General features: G+C 57.7%; 17 protein-coding genes and 1 tRNA gene. 9 read left to right on the top strand and 9 right to left on the bottom strand.

Annotation, left to right across the window (positions count from 1 at the left end):
• Nucleotides 1-176: 176 nt before the first annotated feature.
• A tRNA-Ala gene (locus AC2FIS_RS13950) sits at nucleotides 177-252 on the bottom strand.
• Nucleotides 253-394: 142 nt separating this feature from the next.
• Nucleotides 395-721: a TIGR02300 family protein gene (locus AC2FIS_RS13945; RefSeq protein WP_496723415.1), complete on the bottom strand. Its 327-nt coding sequence runs from the start codon at nucleotides 719-721 to the stop codon at nucleotides 395-397.
• Between the two features lie 100 nt (nucleotides 722-821).
• Here AC2FIS_RS13945 and AC2FIS_RS13940 point away from each other — a divergent pair, with 100 nt between their 5' ends.
• From AC2FIS_RS13940 to AC2FIS_RS13930, 3 genes are all read left to right on the top strand, one after another.
• On the top strand, nucleotides 822-1,517 hold the full coding sequence (locus tag AC2FIS_RS13940; RefSeq protein ID WP_496773943.1) for a M48 family metallopeptidase: 696 nt from the start codon (nucleotides 822-824) through the stop codon (nucleotides 1,515-1,517).
• A 30-nt stretch (nucleotides 1,518-1,547) separates the two neighbouring features.
• Entirely contained in the window at nucleotides 1,548-2,195 is a 648-nt protein-coding gene (locus tag AC2FIS_RS13935) for a GntR family transcriptional regulator (protein ID WP_058279022.1), read from the top strand.
• A gap of 111 nt (nucleotides 2,196-2,306) precedes the next feature.
• A complete protein-coding gene (locus tag AC2FIS_RS13930; RefSeq protein ID WP_496773941.1) occupies nucleotides 2,307-3,434 on the top strand; it encodes a lytic murein transglycosylase in 1,128 nt (375 codons plus the stop codon).
• A gap of 4 nt (nucleotides 3,435-3,438) precedes the next feature.
• On the opposite strand, the gene AC2FIS_RS13925 is transcribed toward AC2FIS_RS13930, so the two are convergent.
• From AC2FIS_RS13925 to AC2FIS_RS13915, 3 genes are all read right to left on the bottom strand, one after another.
• The gene (locus AC2FIS_RS13925; protein ID WP_108861352.1) at nucleotides 3,439-4,401 is read right to left on the bottom strand and encodes an acetyl-CoA carboxylase carboxyltransferase subunit alpha; all 963 of its coding nucleotides are present in this window, start codon (nucleotides 4,399-4,401) and stop codon (nucleotides 3,439-3,441) included.
• Nucleotides 4,402-4,502: 101 nt separating this feature from the next.
• On the bottom strand, nucleotides 4,503-5,186 hold the full coding sequence (locus tag AC2FIS_RS13920) for a hypothetical protein (RefSeq protein ID WP_496773939.1): 684 nt from the start codon (nucleotides 5,184-5,186) through the stop codon (nucleotides 4,503-4,505).
• A 237-nt stretch (nucleotides 5,187-5,423) separates the two neighbouring features.
• Nucleotides 5,424-6,020: a LysE family translocator gene (locus AC2FIS_RS13915; RefSeq protein ID WP_496773937.1), complete on the bottom strand. Its 597-nt coding sequence runs from the start codon at nucleotides 6,018-6,020 to the stop codon at nucleotides 5,424-5,426.
• Nucleotides 6,021-6,093: 73 nt separating this feature from the next.
• Here AC2FIS_RS13915 and AC2FIS_RS13910 point away from each other — a divergent pair, with 73 nt between their 5' ends.
• Together AC2FIS_RS13910 and AC2FIS_RS13905 are read left to right on the top strand one after the other, a co-directional pair.
• A complete protein-coding gene (locus AC2FIS_RS13910; RefSeq protein WP_058273360.1) occupies nucleotides 6,094-6,546 on the top strand; it encodes an Lrp/AsnC family transcriptional regulator in 453 nt (150 codons plus the stop codon).
• A gap of 111 nt (nucleotides 6,547-6,657) precedes the next feature.
• Nucleotides 6,658-7,242 carry a PA14 domain-containing protein gene (locus AC2FIS_RS13905; protein ID WP_496773935.1) on the top strand — a complete coding sequence of 195 codons (585 nt, stop codon included), beginning with the start codon at nucleotides 6,658-6,660 and terminating at the stop codon, nucleotides 7,240-7,242.
• Nucleotides 7,243-7,297: 55 nt separating this feature from the next.
• Here the strand turns inward: AC2FIS_RS13905 and AC2FIS_RS13900 are convergent, their stop codons facing one another.
• Nucleotides 7,298-8,257, bottom strand: a complete 960-nt coding sequence (locus AC2FIS_RS13900; protein ID WP_496773933.1) for an L-malyl-CoA/beta-methylmalyl-CoA lyase — start codon at nucleotides 8,255-8,257, stop codon at nucleotides 7,298-7,300.
• 295 nt (nucleotides 8,258-8,552) lie between these two features.
• On the opposite strand from AC2FIS_RS13900, the gene dgcN reads away from it, so the two are divergent.
• The 3 genes from dgcN to AC2FIS_RS13885 all read left to right on the top strand — a co-directional run bounded on the left by dgcN (nucleotide 8,553) and on the right by AC2FIS_RS13885 (nucleotide 11,462).
• On the top strand, nucleotides 8,553-9,554 hold the full coding sequence (dgcN, locus tag AC2FIS_RS13895) for an N-acetyltransferase DgcN (protein ID WP_496773931.1): 1,002 nt from the start codon (nucleotides 8,553-8,555) through the stop codon (nucleotides 9,552-9,554).
• A 70-nt stretch (nucleotides 9,555-9,624) separates the two neighbouring features.
• On the top strand, nucleotides 9,625-10,590 hold the full coding sequence (gene dgcA, locus AC2FIS_RS13890) for an N-acetyl-D-Glu racemase DgcA (RefSeq protein ID WP_496773930.1): 966 nt from the start codon (nucleotides 9,625-9,627) through the stop codon (nucleotides 10,588-10,590).
• Nucleotides 10,591-10,601: 11 nt separating this feature from the next.
• Nucleotides 10,602-11,462, top strand: a complete 861-nt coding sequence (locus AC2FIS_RS13885) for a D-amino-acid transaminase (RefSeq protein ID WP_496773928.1) — start codon at nucleotides 10,602-10,604, stop codon at nucleotides 11,460-11,462.
• A 43-nt stretch (nucleotides 11,463-11,505) separates the two neighbouring features.
• Here AC2FIS_RS13885 and AC2FIS_RS13880 read toward each other — a convergent pair whose 3' ends face one another.
• The 3 genes from AC2FIS_RS13880 to AC2FIS_RS13870 all read right to left on the bottom strand — a co-directional run bounded on the left by AC2FIS_RS13880 (nucleotide 11,506) and on the right by AC2FIS_RS13870 (nucleotide 12,940).
• Nucleotides 11,506-11,820 (bottom strand): DUF1244 domain-containing protein, encoded by a 315-nt coding sequence (locus tag AC2FIS_RS13880; protein WP_496773927.1) that lies wholly within the window; start codon nucleotides 11,818-11,820, stop codon nucleotides 11,506-11,508.
• 77 nt (nucleotides 11,821-11,897) lie between these two features.
• Nucleotides 11,898-12,137, bottom strand: coding sequence for a DUF6868 family protein (locus tag AC2FIS_RS13875; RefSeq protein ID WP_496773926.1), 240 nt, complete (start codon nucleotides 12,135-12,137; stop codon nucleotides 11,898-11,900).
• A 65-nt stretch (nucleotides 12,138-12,202) separates the two neighbouring features.
• On the bottom strand, nucleotides 12,203-12,940 hold the full coding sequence (locus tag AC2FIS_RS13870) for an N-formylglutamate amidohydrolase (protein WP_496773925.1): 738 nt from the start codon (nucleotides 12,938-12,940) through the stop codon (nucleotides 12,203-12,205).
• Nucleotides 12,941-13,072: 132 nt separating this feature from the next.
• Here AC2FIS_RS13870 and pyk point away from each other — a divergent pair, with 132 nt between their 5' ends.
• Nucleotides 13,073-14,518, top strand: a complete 1,446-nt coding sequence (pyk, locus tag AC2FIS_RS13865; protein ID WP_108861341.1) for a pyruvate kinase — start codon at nucleotides 13,073-13,075, stop codon at nucleotides 14,516-14,518.
• Nucleotides 14,519-14,698: the final 180 nt, after the last annotated feature.

Here is a 14,698-nt window from a genome sequence, read left to right as displayed (position 1 = left end):
ACTGCTGTTCTCTGTACTGAGCGCAGTAGCCATTCCAATGGCTCCAACAGCAACACACCAAGCTGAGATTTTCCAATACCAAAAAGCGGCAGTAGCTGAACACATCGATTGAGCCACGAAGTGGAAGAAACGCGCGAATTAATGGAAGAACTATGGTGAATTTTTCAGTTAGGTTTTGGTGGAGCCTAGGGGAGTCGAACCCCTGACCTCTTGCATGCCATGCAAGCGCTCTCCCAACTGAGCTAAGGCCCCTTCCAGGTACCGCCGTAGCGGTGGACGGACGTTTATGAGACGACGGCAATGAGTGCAAGTCCAAAAATGGATTATGCGGAAAAGTTTCTGCCTCACATCCGGGGGTAGTCAGAGGCGGCGCAAGGGCCGCCCCGGACCGGTTTTAGCTGTCGTCTTCCGCTGGCATATCGGTGATCTCTTCCAGCGAGACTTCTTCGCTGCTGTCGTCATCATCGTCCAGCAGATCATCGTCCAGTTCGACGTCGACACTGTCGTCATCGTCCAGAACCAGTTCTTCTTCCGACGCATTTTCGCGTGCTTTTGCCGATGCGGCATCTTCCGCATCTGCTGCGATCATCCGGCTCTTGCCGGTTTCAAGCTCCACGATCTCGCCGGTGTAGGGGCTGATGATCGGGTTCTTGTTCAGGTCGTAAAACCGCTTACCGGTGGTCGGGCAAACGCGCTTTACACCCCATTCTTCCTTGGGCATTTCAGATCCCCTTGATATCAGGTGAGTCGTAGTAATGATTCAGGTCACGTGCCACATGCAGCGGGCACTGTCAAAGCCTTTGAGCAGGAGAAACAGGCACATGGGGGATCACGCATTGCCCGGAAAACCGCCGGTGCCGCTAACGCTGCGCAAATCGGCTAGGGCGCGGCGTATCAGCTTGCGGATTTCTCAATTGGATGGGCGGGTTACACTGACCTACCCTAAAGGTGTGGCTGAAGCCGAGGCGCTGAATTTCGCCAAGGTCAAGGAAGACTGGATCCGTCAGCATCTTGAGGACCGACCCAACCCATCAGCCGTAGGATTCGGGCAATCTATCCCCATAGAAGGCAAAGATAGGCGAATCGTACCCGCAGAGGGTCGACGTGTCCTGCTGCGGGACGCAGAGGTTGCAGTCCCCAAAGGGGCCGAAGCCCGGCGATTGGCAAGGTTCTTAAAGGAACTGGCGCGGGATCGCCTGACCGAGGCCTGCGACGATTATGCGACAATGCTGGGCCGACCTTACTCCAGCCTGACCTTGCGCGATACGCGGTCCCGTTGGGGATCGTGCAGTTCGGCTGGTGGTCTGATGTTTTCGTGGCGCCTGATCCTCGCGCCATCCGACATCCTGCATTATGTCGCCGCGCATGAGGTCGCGCATCTGGCCGAAATGAACCATTCGCCCGCGTTCTGGTCGCAGGTCGAGCGCCTGTTTGGTGACTGCAAAGCCCAAAGGCGCTGGCTGCGCGACAACGGGGCGCAGCTTCACCAGTACAGATTTGATAGCACTACGAGTTGACCGCGCGGCGATTTGTGATCACATGGGGTTATGTTAAGCGCTCGCCCAACCGACACCCAACCTGCAGCTCATGATCTGGTCTATCGAGCCCTGCGCTCGCGTATCATGCACGGTGACATAGCGCCCGGGCAGGCGTTGACCCTGCGCGGGATCGGCAAGGAATTTGATGTCTCGATGACGCCTGCGCGCGAAGCGGTGCGGCGACTGGTGGCCGAAGGGGCGTTGTTTCTGTCTTCCTCGGGTCGGGTGTCCACGCCCGAGCTGACCAATGACCGTATCGAAGAGTTGGCGGCTCTGCGTGCACTGCTCGAGGTCGAACTGGCCAGCCGTGCATTGCCCCGTGCACATATGGCCCTGATCGACCGCTTGCAGAGCATCAACATGACCGTCGCGGAAATGGTCACGAAACGGGATGCTGTCGGTTACATACGGTCGAACCTGGAATTCCATCGTACGTTGTATCTGCGTGCTCAGGCTCCGGCGATGCTGGCCATTGTGGAAACGGTCTGGCTTCAGTTGGGACCGACGATGCGGGCGCTTTACGGGCGGTTGCGGCGGACAGAACCGCCGCATTATCACAAGCTGATCATCGCCGCGTTGAAGGCGGGGGATGAGCCCGGATTGAGGCTGGCTGTACGTTCGGATGTGACCCAAGGGTTGCGGATGCTGGTCAGTTAAGCGGCTTGTCGCCGAAGTGATCGGGTTGGCTTTTCCAAGCACCGCAGAACTAGCTTGCGCACTTGGTCTGCGATACTCTGACCCAAATCACAACAAGAGCAGATTTCAGACATGATCAATCGACGCCTATTTTCAGTTGGACTTGGGTCAACGTTTTTGGCCGCCTGTTCCGGTGGCACGCCAACCAGCGCCCCGGCAACGCGGATGCGGGCCGTCCCCAACGCAGGCTATGACGCCTGGGTTGCCGGCTTTAAGTCCCGCGCGGCCTCGCAAGGTATTTCTCAGACCACCATCAACCGGGCCTTTCAGGGGGCGGGGTACCTGCCGGGCGTGATCGAGCGAGATCGCAATCAGGTCGAATTCAAACGCTCGCTTGAGGATTATCTGGCGATTGCAGCTTCTGATGAAAGGATCGCAACCGGCAAGCAGATGCTGGTGCGCCATGCCGGAACCCTGTCAGAGATCGAGGCAAAATACGGCGTCGACAAAGAGGTTATCGTTGCCGTCTGGGGCCTGGAAAGCCGGTATGGATCTCGCCGGGGAGATGTGCCGGTGGTGTCGGCAGTGTCGACCCTGGCTTATGACGGGCGTCGCGGCGCGTTCTTTGAAAAGCAGCTGATCGCTGCCCTTAAGATCATTCAAGAGGGTGACACGACGCCCGCGAACATGACCGGCAGCTGGGCCGGGGCAATGGGGCACACACAGTTCATCCCGACGTCTTACTTGGCTTATGCGGTGGATTTCACCGGTGATGGCCGTCGGGACATCTGGTCCGAGGATCCCACGGATTCTTTGGCCTCGACCGCCGCCTATCTGGCGCGGGCTGGCTGGGTGCGCGGGCAGCCATGGGGTGGCGAAGCTGGCACTGTTTCGGGAACACCGGTCGCGGTGTTACAGCCGCAAACGCCGGGGCCGCGCATTGCGGTGTTCCGCAATTTCCAGGTGATCAAGCGCTATAATAACTCGGACAGCTACGCGATCGGCGTTGGACATTTGTCTGACCGGATCGCTGGTGGTGCGCCGTTTCAGGCCTCGTTCGGGCCCGATGCGACCGGGTTGACGCTTGAGGATCGCAAAGAGCTGCAGCGCCGTCTGACATCTGCAGGATATGACACGCAGGGCGCGGATGGGGTTATCGGCAACAACACGAAATCCGCTATCAGCGCATATCAACGCGCCAGTGGTTTCGCCGTAACCGGGGAGCCTTCAGCGGCTTTGTTGCGCCAGCTCGGCGGCTGACGGTTTATGCCGCCAACCCTTTAGACCCGATATCCAGGAACTTTTGGCGGCGGTCCTTGATCAGGGCTGCTGCATCCTTGCCATCCAGCTCTTTCAGCATGGCAGCAATGGCGCCACGTACAGAGTCGACCGTTGCGGCGCGGTCGCGATGTGCGCCGCCTTTGGGTTCGGTGATGATGTGATCACAGACGCCCAGCTTTTGCAGGTCTTGTGCGGTCAAGCGCAGGGCTTCGGCGGCCTCACGCATTTTCTCCGAATCTTTCCACAGGATCGACGCGCAGCCTTCGGGCGAGATCACCGAATAAACCGAATGCTCCAGCATCGCGACGCGGTTTGCCGTGGCAAATGCCACCGCACCGCCGGAACCACCTTCGCCGATGATCACAGACACCAAAGGCACGCCGATCTTCAGGCACATCTCGGTCGACCGTGCGATGGCCTCGGACTGACCGCGTTCTTCGGCACCTTTGCCCGGATATGCGCCGGCCGTGTCGATCAGGGTGATGACGGGCAAACCGAAACGTCCGGCCATTTCCATCAGGCGCACGGCCTTGCGATACCCCTCGGGTCGGGCCATGCCGAAATTTCGTTCAATCCGCGATTTGGTATCCGAGCCTTTTTCGTGTCCGATCACCATGACAGGCTGATCATCGAAACGGGCCAGACCACCAATCACAGCCAGATCGTCGGCAAAGTTGCGATCACCTGCCAGCGGCGTGAATTCGGTAAACAACTCTGCCACGTAATCCTGGCAATGGGGGCGTTCGGGGTGACGCGCGACCTGACATTTCCGCCACGGAGTGAGGTCACCGTAAAGCTCGTCCAGCAGCTTGGCAGCCTTGGCGTCCAGCGCAGCGGCTTCTTCGGCCACGTCCATCTCTTCGTTGGCACGGGCCAGCGCGCGCAGTTCCTCGGCCTTGCCTTCGATCTCGGCCAGGGGTTTTTCGAAATCCAGATACTGGGTCATGACGCCTCTCAACGCGGAAGTTCCATGCTATATGAACTTGCTGTCAGAGGAATGCAACACAAGGTAAAGCGGGCCCAGATCAAGGACTGCGTCGGTATGGGTCACTTCACAGGTACGTAGCTGGACGGTAGGCCGTTTTCGTCAGCGTTCACCATGTAGTACTGGTTCTCGCCGCTGTCCCAGACCAGAAATGCGTCCGCGCCTTCGGGTTTGGTCTGTTCGCCCCATGGGGCCTGAATGGTCAGAGCATCGTTTTTTGCATATCCCAGATCAGACAGGCGCAGCATATCAACCGGTGTTGTCTTGAGCGCGCCGACAATGCCGGGCGCCTGATCTTCGAACATCGCCTTGACCTCAGGGGTCATGTCCAGCCGTTCGATCAGGCGCGTATTCTTGGCGGCAACATCGTCCAGGGAAACCAGCTCGTAGGCCTCGTCAAACGTGCTCTTTCCGATGATGTAGAAGTCCGGGCCATCCTTGCGGAACTGCAGCGCAATGATCGAGCCGGTATTCTCGGTCAGGTAAGCCTGATCGTAACTGGTGCCATCAACCGAACCGAGGTTGTCGCGGATCGCCTCGGGGATGGCGTCGAAGTCATCGCTGGTCAGCTGCCAGCCCAGGATTGGGCGATCCTTGATATAGGCTTCGGGCGCCGGGTTATGCTGGCTGACACGTTCAGAAATAATGGATTGTGTCTGGACGTCATCGGCCTGCGCAATAGCCGGCATTGCGGCAAGGATGGCGGCAAACAGGATTTGGTGGAGCGGGCGAGATGGATTGTTCATATCAGTCCTCATTTACCATGTTGAATAATCTATTGATCTCGAGAGTAATACGCCCAGTGTAACATTCTTACGTGTGTTATCCGATGTGAATTCAGCGAGATTTGTGGCTGCGGCATATGCATCCGTAGGGGGGGCAAATAGAAAGGATGCTGATGACGACCCGTTATGAAGACCGCGTTTTGCGAGTGTTGGCCCACGTTCACGATAATCAGGCTGAAGACCTGCCGCTGAAATTGCTCAGTTCGGGTATAGAACCGGGTAGAGCGAGCCGACGAGCAGAGCCGCCATTGTCCAGTTAAAAACCATCAACCGGCGCGGGTTTGTCAGGATGCGCGCCATTTGCTGTCCCAGAACGGTCCATGTGCTGACCGAGGGCAGGTTGACTGCTCCGAAAACAAGGGCCACGACAACGATGGCCTGAAGGGTCTGATCCGGTGTGTAGGCGGTTGTGGCTGTCAGGGCCATGGCCCAGGCCTTTGGATTGACCCACTGAAAGGCTGCCGCCTGTAGGAACGTCATCGGCGTGCCTGTCGTGCTTTGTCCCTTCGCCGGGGCAGCATGTGCGATTTTCCAAGCAAGGAACAGAAGATACGCAACAGAGGCGAATTTCAGCACCGTGTAGCTGATCGGATATCTGTCGAATAGCTGCACCAGTCCAGTGCCGACCAATAGCACCATGAAGGTAAACCCAAGCCCGATCCCCAGCATGTGCGGGACGCTTTTGCGAAAACCGAAATTGGCCCCAGACGCCATCAGCATCAGGTTGTTGGGTCCAGGTGTAATGGACGAGACAAAAGCAAAGGCGATCAGGGCCAGAAGGATATCGTAGGTCATAAGTTGGATAATTGCTGCAAACCGAACAAATGAAATTGCGTTTTAATGCGCGGTCTCGTTAATATCACAATCAATGGCGAAAATTGACCACATAAATCAGCAAATATTGCGAGAGCTTTCGCAAGACGGCCGCATCAGTAATCTGGATCTGGCAGACCGGGTGGGGCTATCTCCTTCCGCCTGCCTGCGCCGCGTGCAGGAGTTGGAGCGTTCGGGTGTAATCTCGGGCTACCGCGCAGTCCTGAACCCATCCGAGATAGGCGTCGGATTCGTTGCCTATATCGGCGTTGGGCTGGGTGAACATACCAAGGCTGCACAGGAAGGGTTCGAACGCGCCCTACAACGTGTGCCGGAAGTGGTCGAATGCCACAATATCACGGGGACCATCGAATACCTGTTGCGCGTGGAATGCGCGGACTTACCTTCGTACAAGACATTCCACACCGAAGTTTTGGGAACACTGCCACATGTGACGTCGATCACGTCTTATGTGGTGATGGATTCACCCAAAGATATGCGCGCCTGACGTTGGAATTGTGATCTTCAACCGGCTTGCAGGGTGAATTTTCGCAGCCTAGTGTCTTCTCAAAGGCCGAATTGGGACAAACCATAAAAGGCCGCACACAGGGAGAAGACAATGAAACTTATTCGGATCGGAGCGCTGGCCACTGCGGTGGCAGTAATCGCTGGCGCGGCTTTGTCCGCGCCGCTGAAGCTGGAGCCAGCAAGCCCGCAGCCATCGGGGCTGAAGCCTGGCTTGTCAGTTAAATATGCATGGGCTGGCAAGCCGCCTGCCAGAATCCAATCGATCAGCAGCGCAAAGCGGCTTTTGAAGACCGACAGCCAACCGGGGCAATCGCTTCGGGGGCTGGACTATCGTGACACCAGCAAGGGTGATCCGGTTATGACTCACCCCGAACATTACAACGTAGCGGCTGATATTCAGGGCTATATCAAGTTCGACGCGCCCGGAGTCTATGAATTAGCTACTTATTCCAATGACGGCATCGAGGCGTGGATCGGCGGGCAGAATGTAGGGAATGCGGGCGGCTCGCAGCCTTGTTCGGCCAATGAGCAGGTGGAAGTCGAAGTGCCCAAGGCGGGTTGGTACGAAGTTAAAATCTACTACTATCAGAAATATGGGACGTCATGTCTGATGATGAAATGGGGAAAAGCGGGCGAAAAGTTAAAGTGGACTCCTAACAGCGCCTTTGCTCGCTGAGTACCATACAAGTTAGGTTTTTAAGGCGCCCCGTGGGGCGCCTTTTTTGATTGAATCAGCTCGCGGCAATCAATTCGGCCTGCGCAACGATCACCTCGGCCTGTTTGATCGAGGCGATGTCGACCAGACGACCTTTGTAAACGGTTGCGCCTTCGCCATTGGCTTTGGCCTGCTCCATCGCAGCCAGGATTTCGCGTGCCTCGGACACGGCTTCATCTGATGGGGTGAAGACCTGGTTGGCCAACGCGATCTGCTTGGGGTGGATCGCCCATTTTCCGACCATACCCAAGGTAGCCGAACGTTTTGCCTGGGCGATGTAGCCTTCGTCGTCTGAGAAGTCGCCAAAGGGCCCGTCCACAGGCAGAACGCCATGTGTCCGGCATGCCGCAACAATGGCAGCCTGCGCCCAATGCCACGGGTCGGACCAGTGCTTTTCGCCTTCGCGCAGCATGTAATAGTTTTCCTGCGTGCCGCCGATACCGGTGGTCTGCATCCCCATCGAGGCTGCAAAATCAGCTGCACCCAGGCTCATCGCTTGCATGCGCGGAGACGAGGCCGCGATCTCTTCGACATGGGCAACGCCGGCTGCGGATTCGATGATGACCTCAAAGCTGACGGGCTTTGTACGGCCCTTTGCGCGCTCGATGGCAGTGACCAGCGCGTCCACAGCGTAGACATCCGCCGCGCAGCCGACCTTGGGGATCATGATCTGATCCAGCCGGTCGCCGGCCTGTTCCAGCAGGTCCACCACATCGCGGTACCAATAGGGTGTGTCCAGCCCATTGATGCGCACGGACATGTATTTGTTGCCCCAATCGACGGTGTTCAGAGCTTCGATCACATTTGCGCGCGCGGCGTCCTTGTCCGACGGCGCGACCGAGTCCTCGAGATCGAGGTTGATGACATCGGCTGCCGACGCGGCCATTTTCGGGAACAGTTTGATGTTTGATCCCGGTCCGAACAACTGACAACGGTTGGGGCGCGCGGGGGCGGCGGGTTGGATGCGAAAGCTCATCTGGACCTCGTGCGAGAAAGGAAATTACGATTTTCTTGCCTCATGGGGTATTAAATTGCGCAGGCCATAGCAAGCATCTTTGTGCAGCTGCGGCAATGCAATCGCAGCAATTGCCGCAATACAGGGTCAAAACAGTGATTAAAGTTTAATCGCTTTGAAAACTTGAAAGATCAGTGCGCCATTTAGGGAGAAGGCGCAAAAATTTCCCACGTGACGGGGCGTTGTCGGACGAAAACGCGAAACACTCGTGGAAATCGTCCCCTAGATTGCGCCAGAATCAAAGGAGTGAACCGCAATGATCGAGACACCGTACCTGCTGTTTTTGGGCGATGCGCCCGACCAATTGGCGGCCAAAGTTGCAATCGGCATCAAGGACTGGCGTCCTGAGAATGCCGTTGGCCAGTACCGTATGGAAGGTTGCAAGGCTGATCTGGGCCTGACCGACATGTCCCTGACCGAGGCGAAGGAAGCCGGCGCCAAGACGCTGGTTATCGGCGTCGCCAACCGTGGTGGCGTGATCAGCCAGGAATGGAAGAAGGTTCTGGTCATGGCGTTGGAGGAAGGCTTTGACCTCGCCTCTGGCCTGCACAACCTGCTGAGCGATGAGCCCGATCTGGTTGCCGTCGCCGAGGCCACCGGCCGCAAGCTGCACGATGTTCGTGTGCCTTCAGTGGAATACCCAATTGCAAACGGCATCAAGCGCAAGGGCAAGCGCTGCTTGGCGGTTGGGACCGATTGCTCGGTTGGTAAGATGTATACGGCCATGGCAATGGATGCCGAGATGCGCCAGCGCGGTATGAAGTCGACCTTCCGTGCGACCGGTCAGACCGGCATCCTGATCACTGGGGACGGCGTGCCGTTGGACGCGGTCATCGCGGATTTTATGGCCGGTTCGGTCGAATGGCTGACACCTGACAACGATGATGATCATTGGGATCTTATCGAAGGGCAGGGGTCGCTGTTCCACGTGTCCTATTCCGGTGTAACTATGGCGCTGATCCACGGCGGCCAGCCGGATGCGCTGATCCTGAGCCATGAGCCGACCCGCGACCATATGCGTGGGCTGCCAACCTATCAACTGCCGACATTGGAAGCGCTGCGCGACACGGCATTGGGTCTGGCCAAGGTTGCCAATCCGGATTGTCAGGTCGTCGGTATTTCGGTGAACACCCAGCATATGTCCGAAGAGGACGCCACCGCGTATCTGGCCAAAGTCGAGGCTGAAATGGGCCTGCCCGCGACCGACCCGTTCCGCTTTGGGTCGGGCAAACTGGTGGATGCGCTGGCCGCACTGTGATCTAAGCGCGCCGGAGGCGGGGTTGTCCGCCTTCGGCGAGAATGTTTTGAAAAGATGAAGGAGCTGGCGCGTGCAGGTAGAAATCTCTCGTGACGTGTTTCGGCTGGCGCAGGTTTTTACGATCTCGCGCGGGTCTCGGACCGAGGCCAAGGTGCTGACGGTTCGGATTTCTGACGGAACCTATCAGGGGTGGGGCGAATGCGTGCCCTATGCCAGGTACGATGAAACGCTGGACTCGGTCGAGGCCGAGATTGCAGCTTTGCCTGCCGAGTTTACCCGCGACAGCCTGATGGACCTTTTGCCTGCCGGCGCGGCACGGAATGCGGTTGATTGCGCCCTTTGGGACCTTGAGGCCAAGCGCGCAGGAAAGCGGGCCTGGGATTTGGCCGGGCTGCCGGTTCCGGGGCCAGAAATCACAGCGTATACGCTGTCGTTGGATACCCCGGAAAAGATGCAGGCGCAGGCCGCAGCCAATGCGCATCGACCCTTGCTGAAGATCAAGCTGGGCACACCGGATGACATGCCCCGGCTGGAGGCCGTGCGCGCAGGTGCACCGGATGCCACGATCATCGTGGACGCCAACGAAGGCTGGTCAGCGGCGGTTTACGCCGACCTTGCCCCACATCTGGTTCGTTTGGGTGTGGCCCTGGTCGAGCAGCCTTTGCCCGCCGGGGAAGATGACGCCCTGATTGGAATGGAGCGCCCCGTGCCGGTGTGTGCTGACGAGTCCTGTCATGATCGCACAAGCCTTCCGGGCCTCAAGGGCAAGTACGATGTAGTCAACATCAAGCTCGACAAAACGGGCGGCCTGACCGAGGCGCTGGCACTGCGCCAGCAGGCGCTGGCTGAAGGCTATCGCGTGATGGTCGGATGCATGGTTGGCAGCTCGCTTGCCATGGCGCCTGCGACACTGTTGGCACAGGGCGTGATGGTAACAGACCTTGACGGGCCGCTTCTGCTGGCCGAAGACCGCGACAACCCGCTGATTTTTGATGATGCCGGAGTGCACCCGCCCAAAGCGGACCTCTGGGGCTGAGGAGACAAGACATGACCCGCACCGTTTATGTAAATGGCGAATACCTGCCCGAGACCGAGGCCAAGGTGTCCATCTTTGACCGTGGTTTTCTGTTTGCAGACGCTGTCTACGAGGTTACCAGCGTTCTGGATGGCAAGCTGATCGATTTCGAAGGTCACGCCGTGCGTCTGAAGCGGTCTCTGGATGAGCTGGAGATGGCTGAGCCCTGCACCAAGGATGAGCTGCTTGAAATTCATCGCAAGCTGGTAGAGCTGAACGGCATCGAAGAAGGGCTTATCTACCTGCAGGTCAGCCGTGGATCGGATGGCGACCGCGATTTTGTGTTCCCGTCGGCGGATACCAAGCCCAGCCTCGTGCTGTTCACTCAGAACAAGCCCGGCCTGGCCGACAGTCCCGCAGCCAAGAAGGGTGCCAAGATCATCTCGATCGAAGACATCCGCTGGGGCCGCCGGGACATCAAGACCGTTCAGCTGCTGTACCCATCGATGGGTAAGATGATGGCCAAGAAGGCTGGCTGTGACGATGCGTGGTTGATCGAGGACGGTTATGTGACCGAGGGCACTAGCAACAACGCCTACTACGTCAAGGATGGCAAGATTGTCACCCGCCCGCTGTCGAACGACATTCTGCATGGCATCACCCGCAAGGCCGTGCTGCGCATGGCGGCCGAGGCACAGATGGAAGTCGAAGAGCGCCTGTTCACCATTGATGAGGCGAAGGAAGCGGATGAGGCTTTCACCACTTCGGCTAGCGCGTTTGTCATGCCAGTGGTCGAGATTGACGGGGTTGCGCTGGGCGACGGTACACCGGGACCCATCGCCAAGCGTTTGCGAGAGATTTATCTCGACGAAAGTCGCAAGGTCGCAATCTAAAGAAAAGGCCCGCCAGATTGGCGGGCCTCTTTCGTTTTGGGCGTCAGCCCTTGTTCGTTACATTCTCTTCGAACGCGACTTTGAAGGCGGCCTGTTTTTCCGGGCTGGCGTCGGTCTGGTAATTGGCTTTCCACTCATCCATGGTCATGCCGTAGAAAACTTGACGGGCTTCGTCCTTGCCCATTTCAATGCCTTTTTCGTTGGCTGCTTCTTGATACCACCGCGACAGACAGTTGCGGCAGAACCCGGCCAGATTCATCATGTCGATGTTTTGCACATCAGTGCGGTCCTCCATCAGATGCTGTTGCAAGCGACGGAATGCGGCGGCCTGAAGTTCGATTTCGGTTTGCTTGTCCATGGTCTGGCTCCGGATGACAGAAATGCGTGCTGTATGTGACCTAGCGGCCCGTGGGCGATGTTTCAATAATCAGCGTATCAGGCCAGTTTTAAAGCCAGCCATGGGGTGATGCAGAAGATCAGCGTCAGGATCTTATAATTTGCCAGGTACCGGAAATACGCCCTTTTCACTGCGGGGCGTTCCATCTGGAACATTTTGCCGTGAATGCCAGCGATCCAGTCCTGCAACAGCAAGATCATCACGGTTGTGAACAGCAGAACCGCGATGTTAAGCACAGCCATCCAGCCAAAGATGGACGTCAGAAACTCCTGTGTCATTGTGGCCTCCTTTCCCAATAATATGGGGTCTGGGGCGGGTTCTCACAATGAAGTGAGGGCTTTTGTCACAACCCGCTTTCGCCCAGTGCGTCCTGCAGGATAGGGGCTAGCCGCTCGGCCCATTCTCGCTGTCCTGCGTGTTCGGCAATCAGATCATTGCGCAGCTCGATCAGTGCGTTGGGGCGACCAAAACTGGTACAGTGTTTGTCAATGGCATCACCGGGCAGCACGCCGGTGTAAGGTTCGTTAACGCCGACGCAAAGGTCACCCTCGGCCTCAAGACGGTTGATCAACGGGCCCGAGAATCGTTCATCCGGAGTATGCAGAACGCCAATGTGCCAAGGGCGGGGATCACGACCCCTTAGTTGCCGCGTGAACGAGTGCATTGACACGATTACCGCATGCGGCAACGCGGCCATTTGCGCCAGCGCGTCATGATACGGGCGATAGCACATGTTCAAACGCCGCTCTCGTTCTGCCGCATCGGCGTGCCGGTTGCCGGGAATGATCGACCCGTCATAGAGCTTCATCAGCAAGGTCGGATCATCTTCGCCGCGGTTCGGATCAATCACGAGGCGGGAAAAATTGGCTGCGATTACGGGCGCATTCAAAAGCTCACCCAGATGCTTTGACACCTCGTAGGCACCTACATCATAAGCGATGTGGCGTTCCATATCTTCACGAGGCAGGCCAAGGTCGCCACCTTGGATGTCGGGCGGAACCAAGTTGGATGCGTGGTCGCATGTGATCAGCCAACGCGAGGGCCGATCCGCGCCGTGAATAAAAAACGGGGAATACGTCATAAGCCTGTCATCTAGTTTGTCGCAGGTGTAGGGCAGTTGCTTTGAAAAGGGAATTGCGCAATAAGCAGGCTGAGCAATGTTTGCGGTAACATTTGCGCAGAATCAAGAGAAGACGTTAGGAGAGCCAGACCAATGCGACGCCTGAGAAATGTGAAAATCGTGGCGACGCTGGGACCGGCGTCAAATGACTATGACATGATCCGCGCGCTGTACGAGGCAGGCGCAGACGTCTTCCGCCTGAATATGAGCCACGGCAGCCATGATGAGATCCGCGAACGCCACCGGATCATCCGACAGATCGAAAAAGACCTGGACAGGCCAATCGCAATTCTGGCCGACCTTCAAGGACCCAAGTTGCGTGTCGGGGTGTTCGCCAACGACGCAGAAGAACTTGAAGAAGGCGCGGCCTTCCGTCTGGATTTGGACCCTGCGCCCGGGGACATCAACCGCGTTTGTCTGCCGCATCCTGAGATTTTTGCTGCGTTGGAGCCGGGCGCGCGCCTTCTGGTCAACGACGGCAAAATCCGTCTGACTGTGCAGGACTGTGGCCAGGATTTTGCCAATTGCACTGTTGAGGTCGGCGGCACGATCTCGAACCGCAAAGGTGTGAATGTTCCTGACGTGGTGCTGCCACTGGCAGCTCTGTCGGCCAAGGATCGCGACGACCTGGAATTCGTCTGCCAACTGGGTGTGGACTGGCTGGCGCTCAGCTTTGTGCAACGTGCTAAGGACGTGTTTGAGGCCCGCGCGCTGGCAGATGGGCGTGCGTCCATCCTGTCCAAAATCGAAAAACCTGCAGCGGTCGAGGCATTCGACGACATTCTGGATGCCTCTGACGGGATCATGGTCGCGCGCGGCGATCTGGGTGTCGAGCTTCCGGTGTCAGCCGTGCCCCCGATCCAGAAACGACTGGTGCGCAAATGCCGTGGGGCGGCTAAACCTGTGATCGTGGCCACCCAGATGCTGGAAAGCATGATCGAAAGCCCGATGCCAACCCGGGCCGAGGTCTCGGACGTGGCGACGGCAATCTACGAGGGCACGGATGCGATCATGCTCAGCGCGGAATCCGCGGCGGGTACGTATCCGATCGAGGCTGTACAAACTATGAACAAGGTCGCCATCGAGGTCGAAGCCGACCCGACCTATACGCAGATCATAGCGGCGTCCCGGACGGCAAAGGGGACCACTATTGCAGATGGTATCGTTGCCGCCGCGCGCGAGATTGCCGAAAAAACAGATATCAAAGCGATTTGCTGTTTTACCCAAAGCGGCACCACCGCGCTGCTGACCGCCCGCGAGCGTCCGGGCGTTCCGATCATCGCAATGACGCCGGCTACCGGAACCGCGCGGCGTCTGTGTCTGAGCTGGGGCTGTCATTGCGTGATGACGCCCGAGCTGGAGCGGTTCAAAGGTGCCGTCGTCAACGCGGCCCGTGCGGCCCGTGCCGGAGGGTTCGCTTCCGAAGCCGATCAGATCGTGGTGACTGCTGGCGTGCCTTTCAACGTCCCGGGAACGACCAATATTTTGCGTATCGCGCCTTGCGATGAACGACTGATCTACAACACTGATCCTGGGTGACAGTTGCGATACAGGGTCTAGAAAAGCAGGTATCAACCCGATACGCTTAAATTTTAGGCGAAAAAAATATATAAATTTCAATGACATGCCGAAATAACGGATGTGTCCGGAAGATAACTCTCTGTTTTTGAGGGTTTTTCCGGGATACTCGGGCGCATGGGCGGTCCACTTAATAAGTTC

It is taken from the genome of Ruegeria sp. CDSB113, assembly GCF_059611045.1.
The sequence above is the reverse complement of the archived record's forward strand: the minus strand, read 5'-3'. Positions and strand labels throughout refer to the sequence as shown.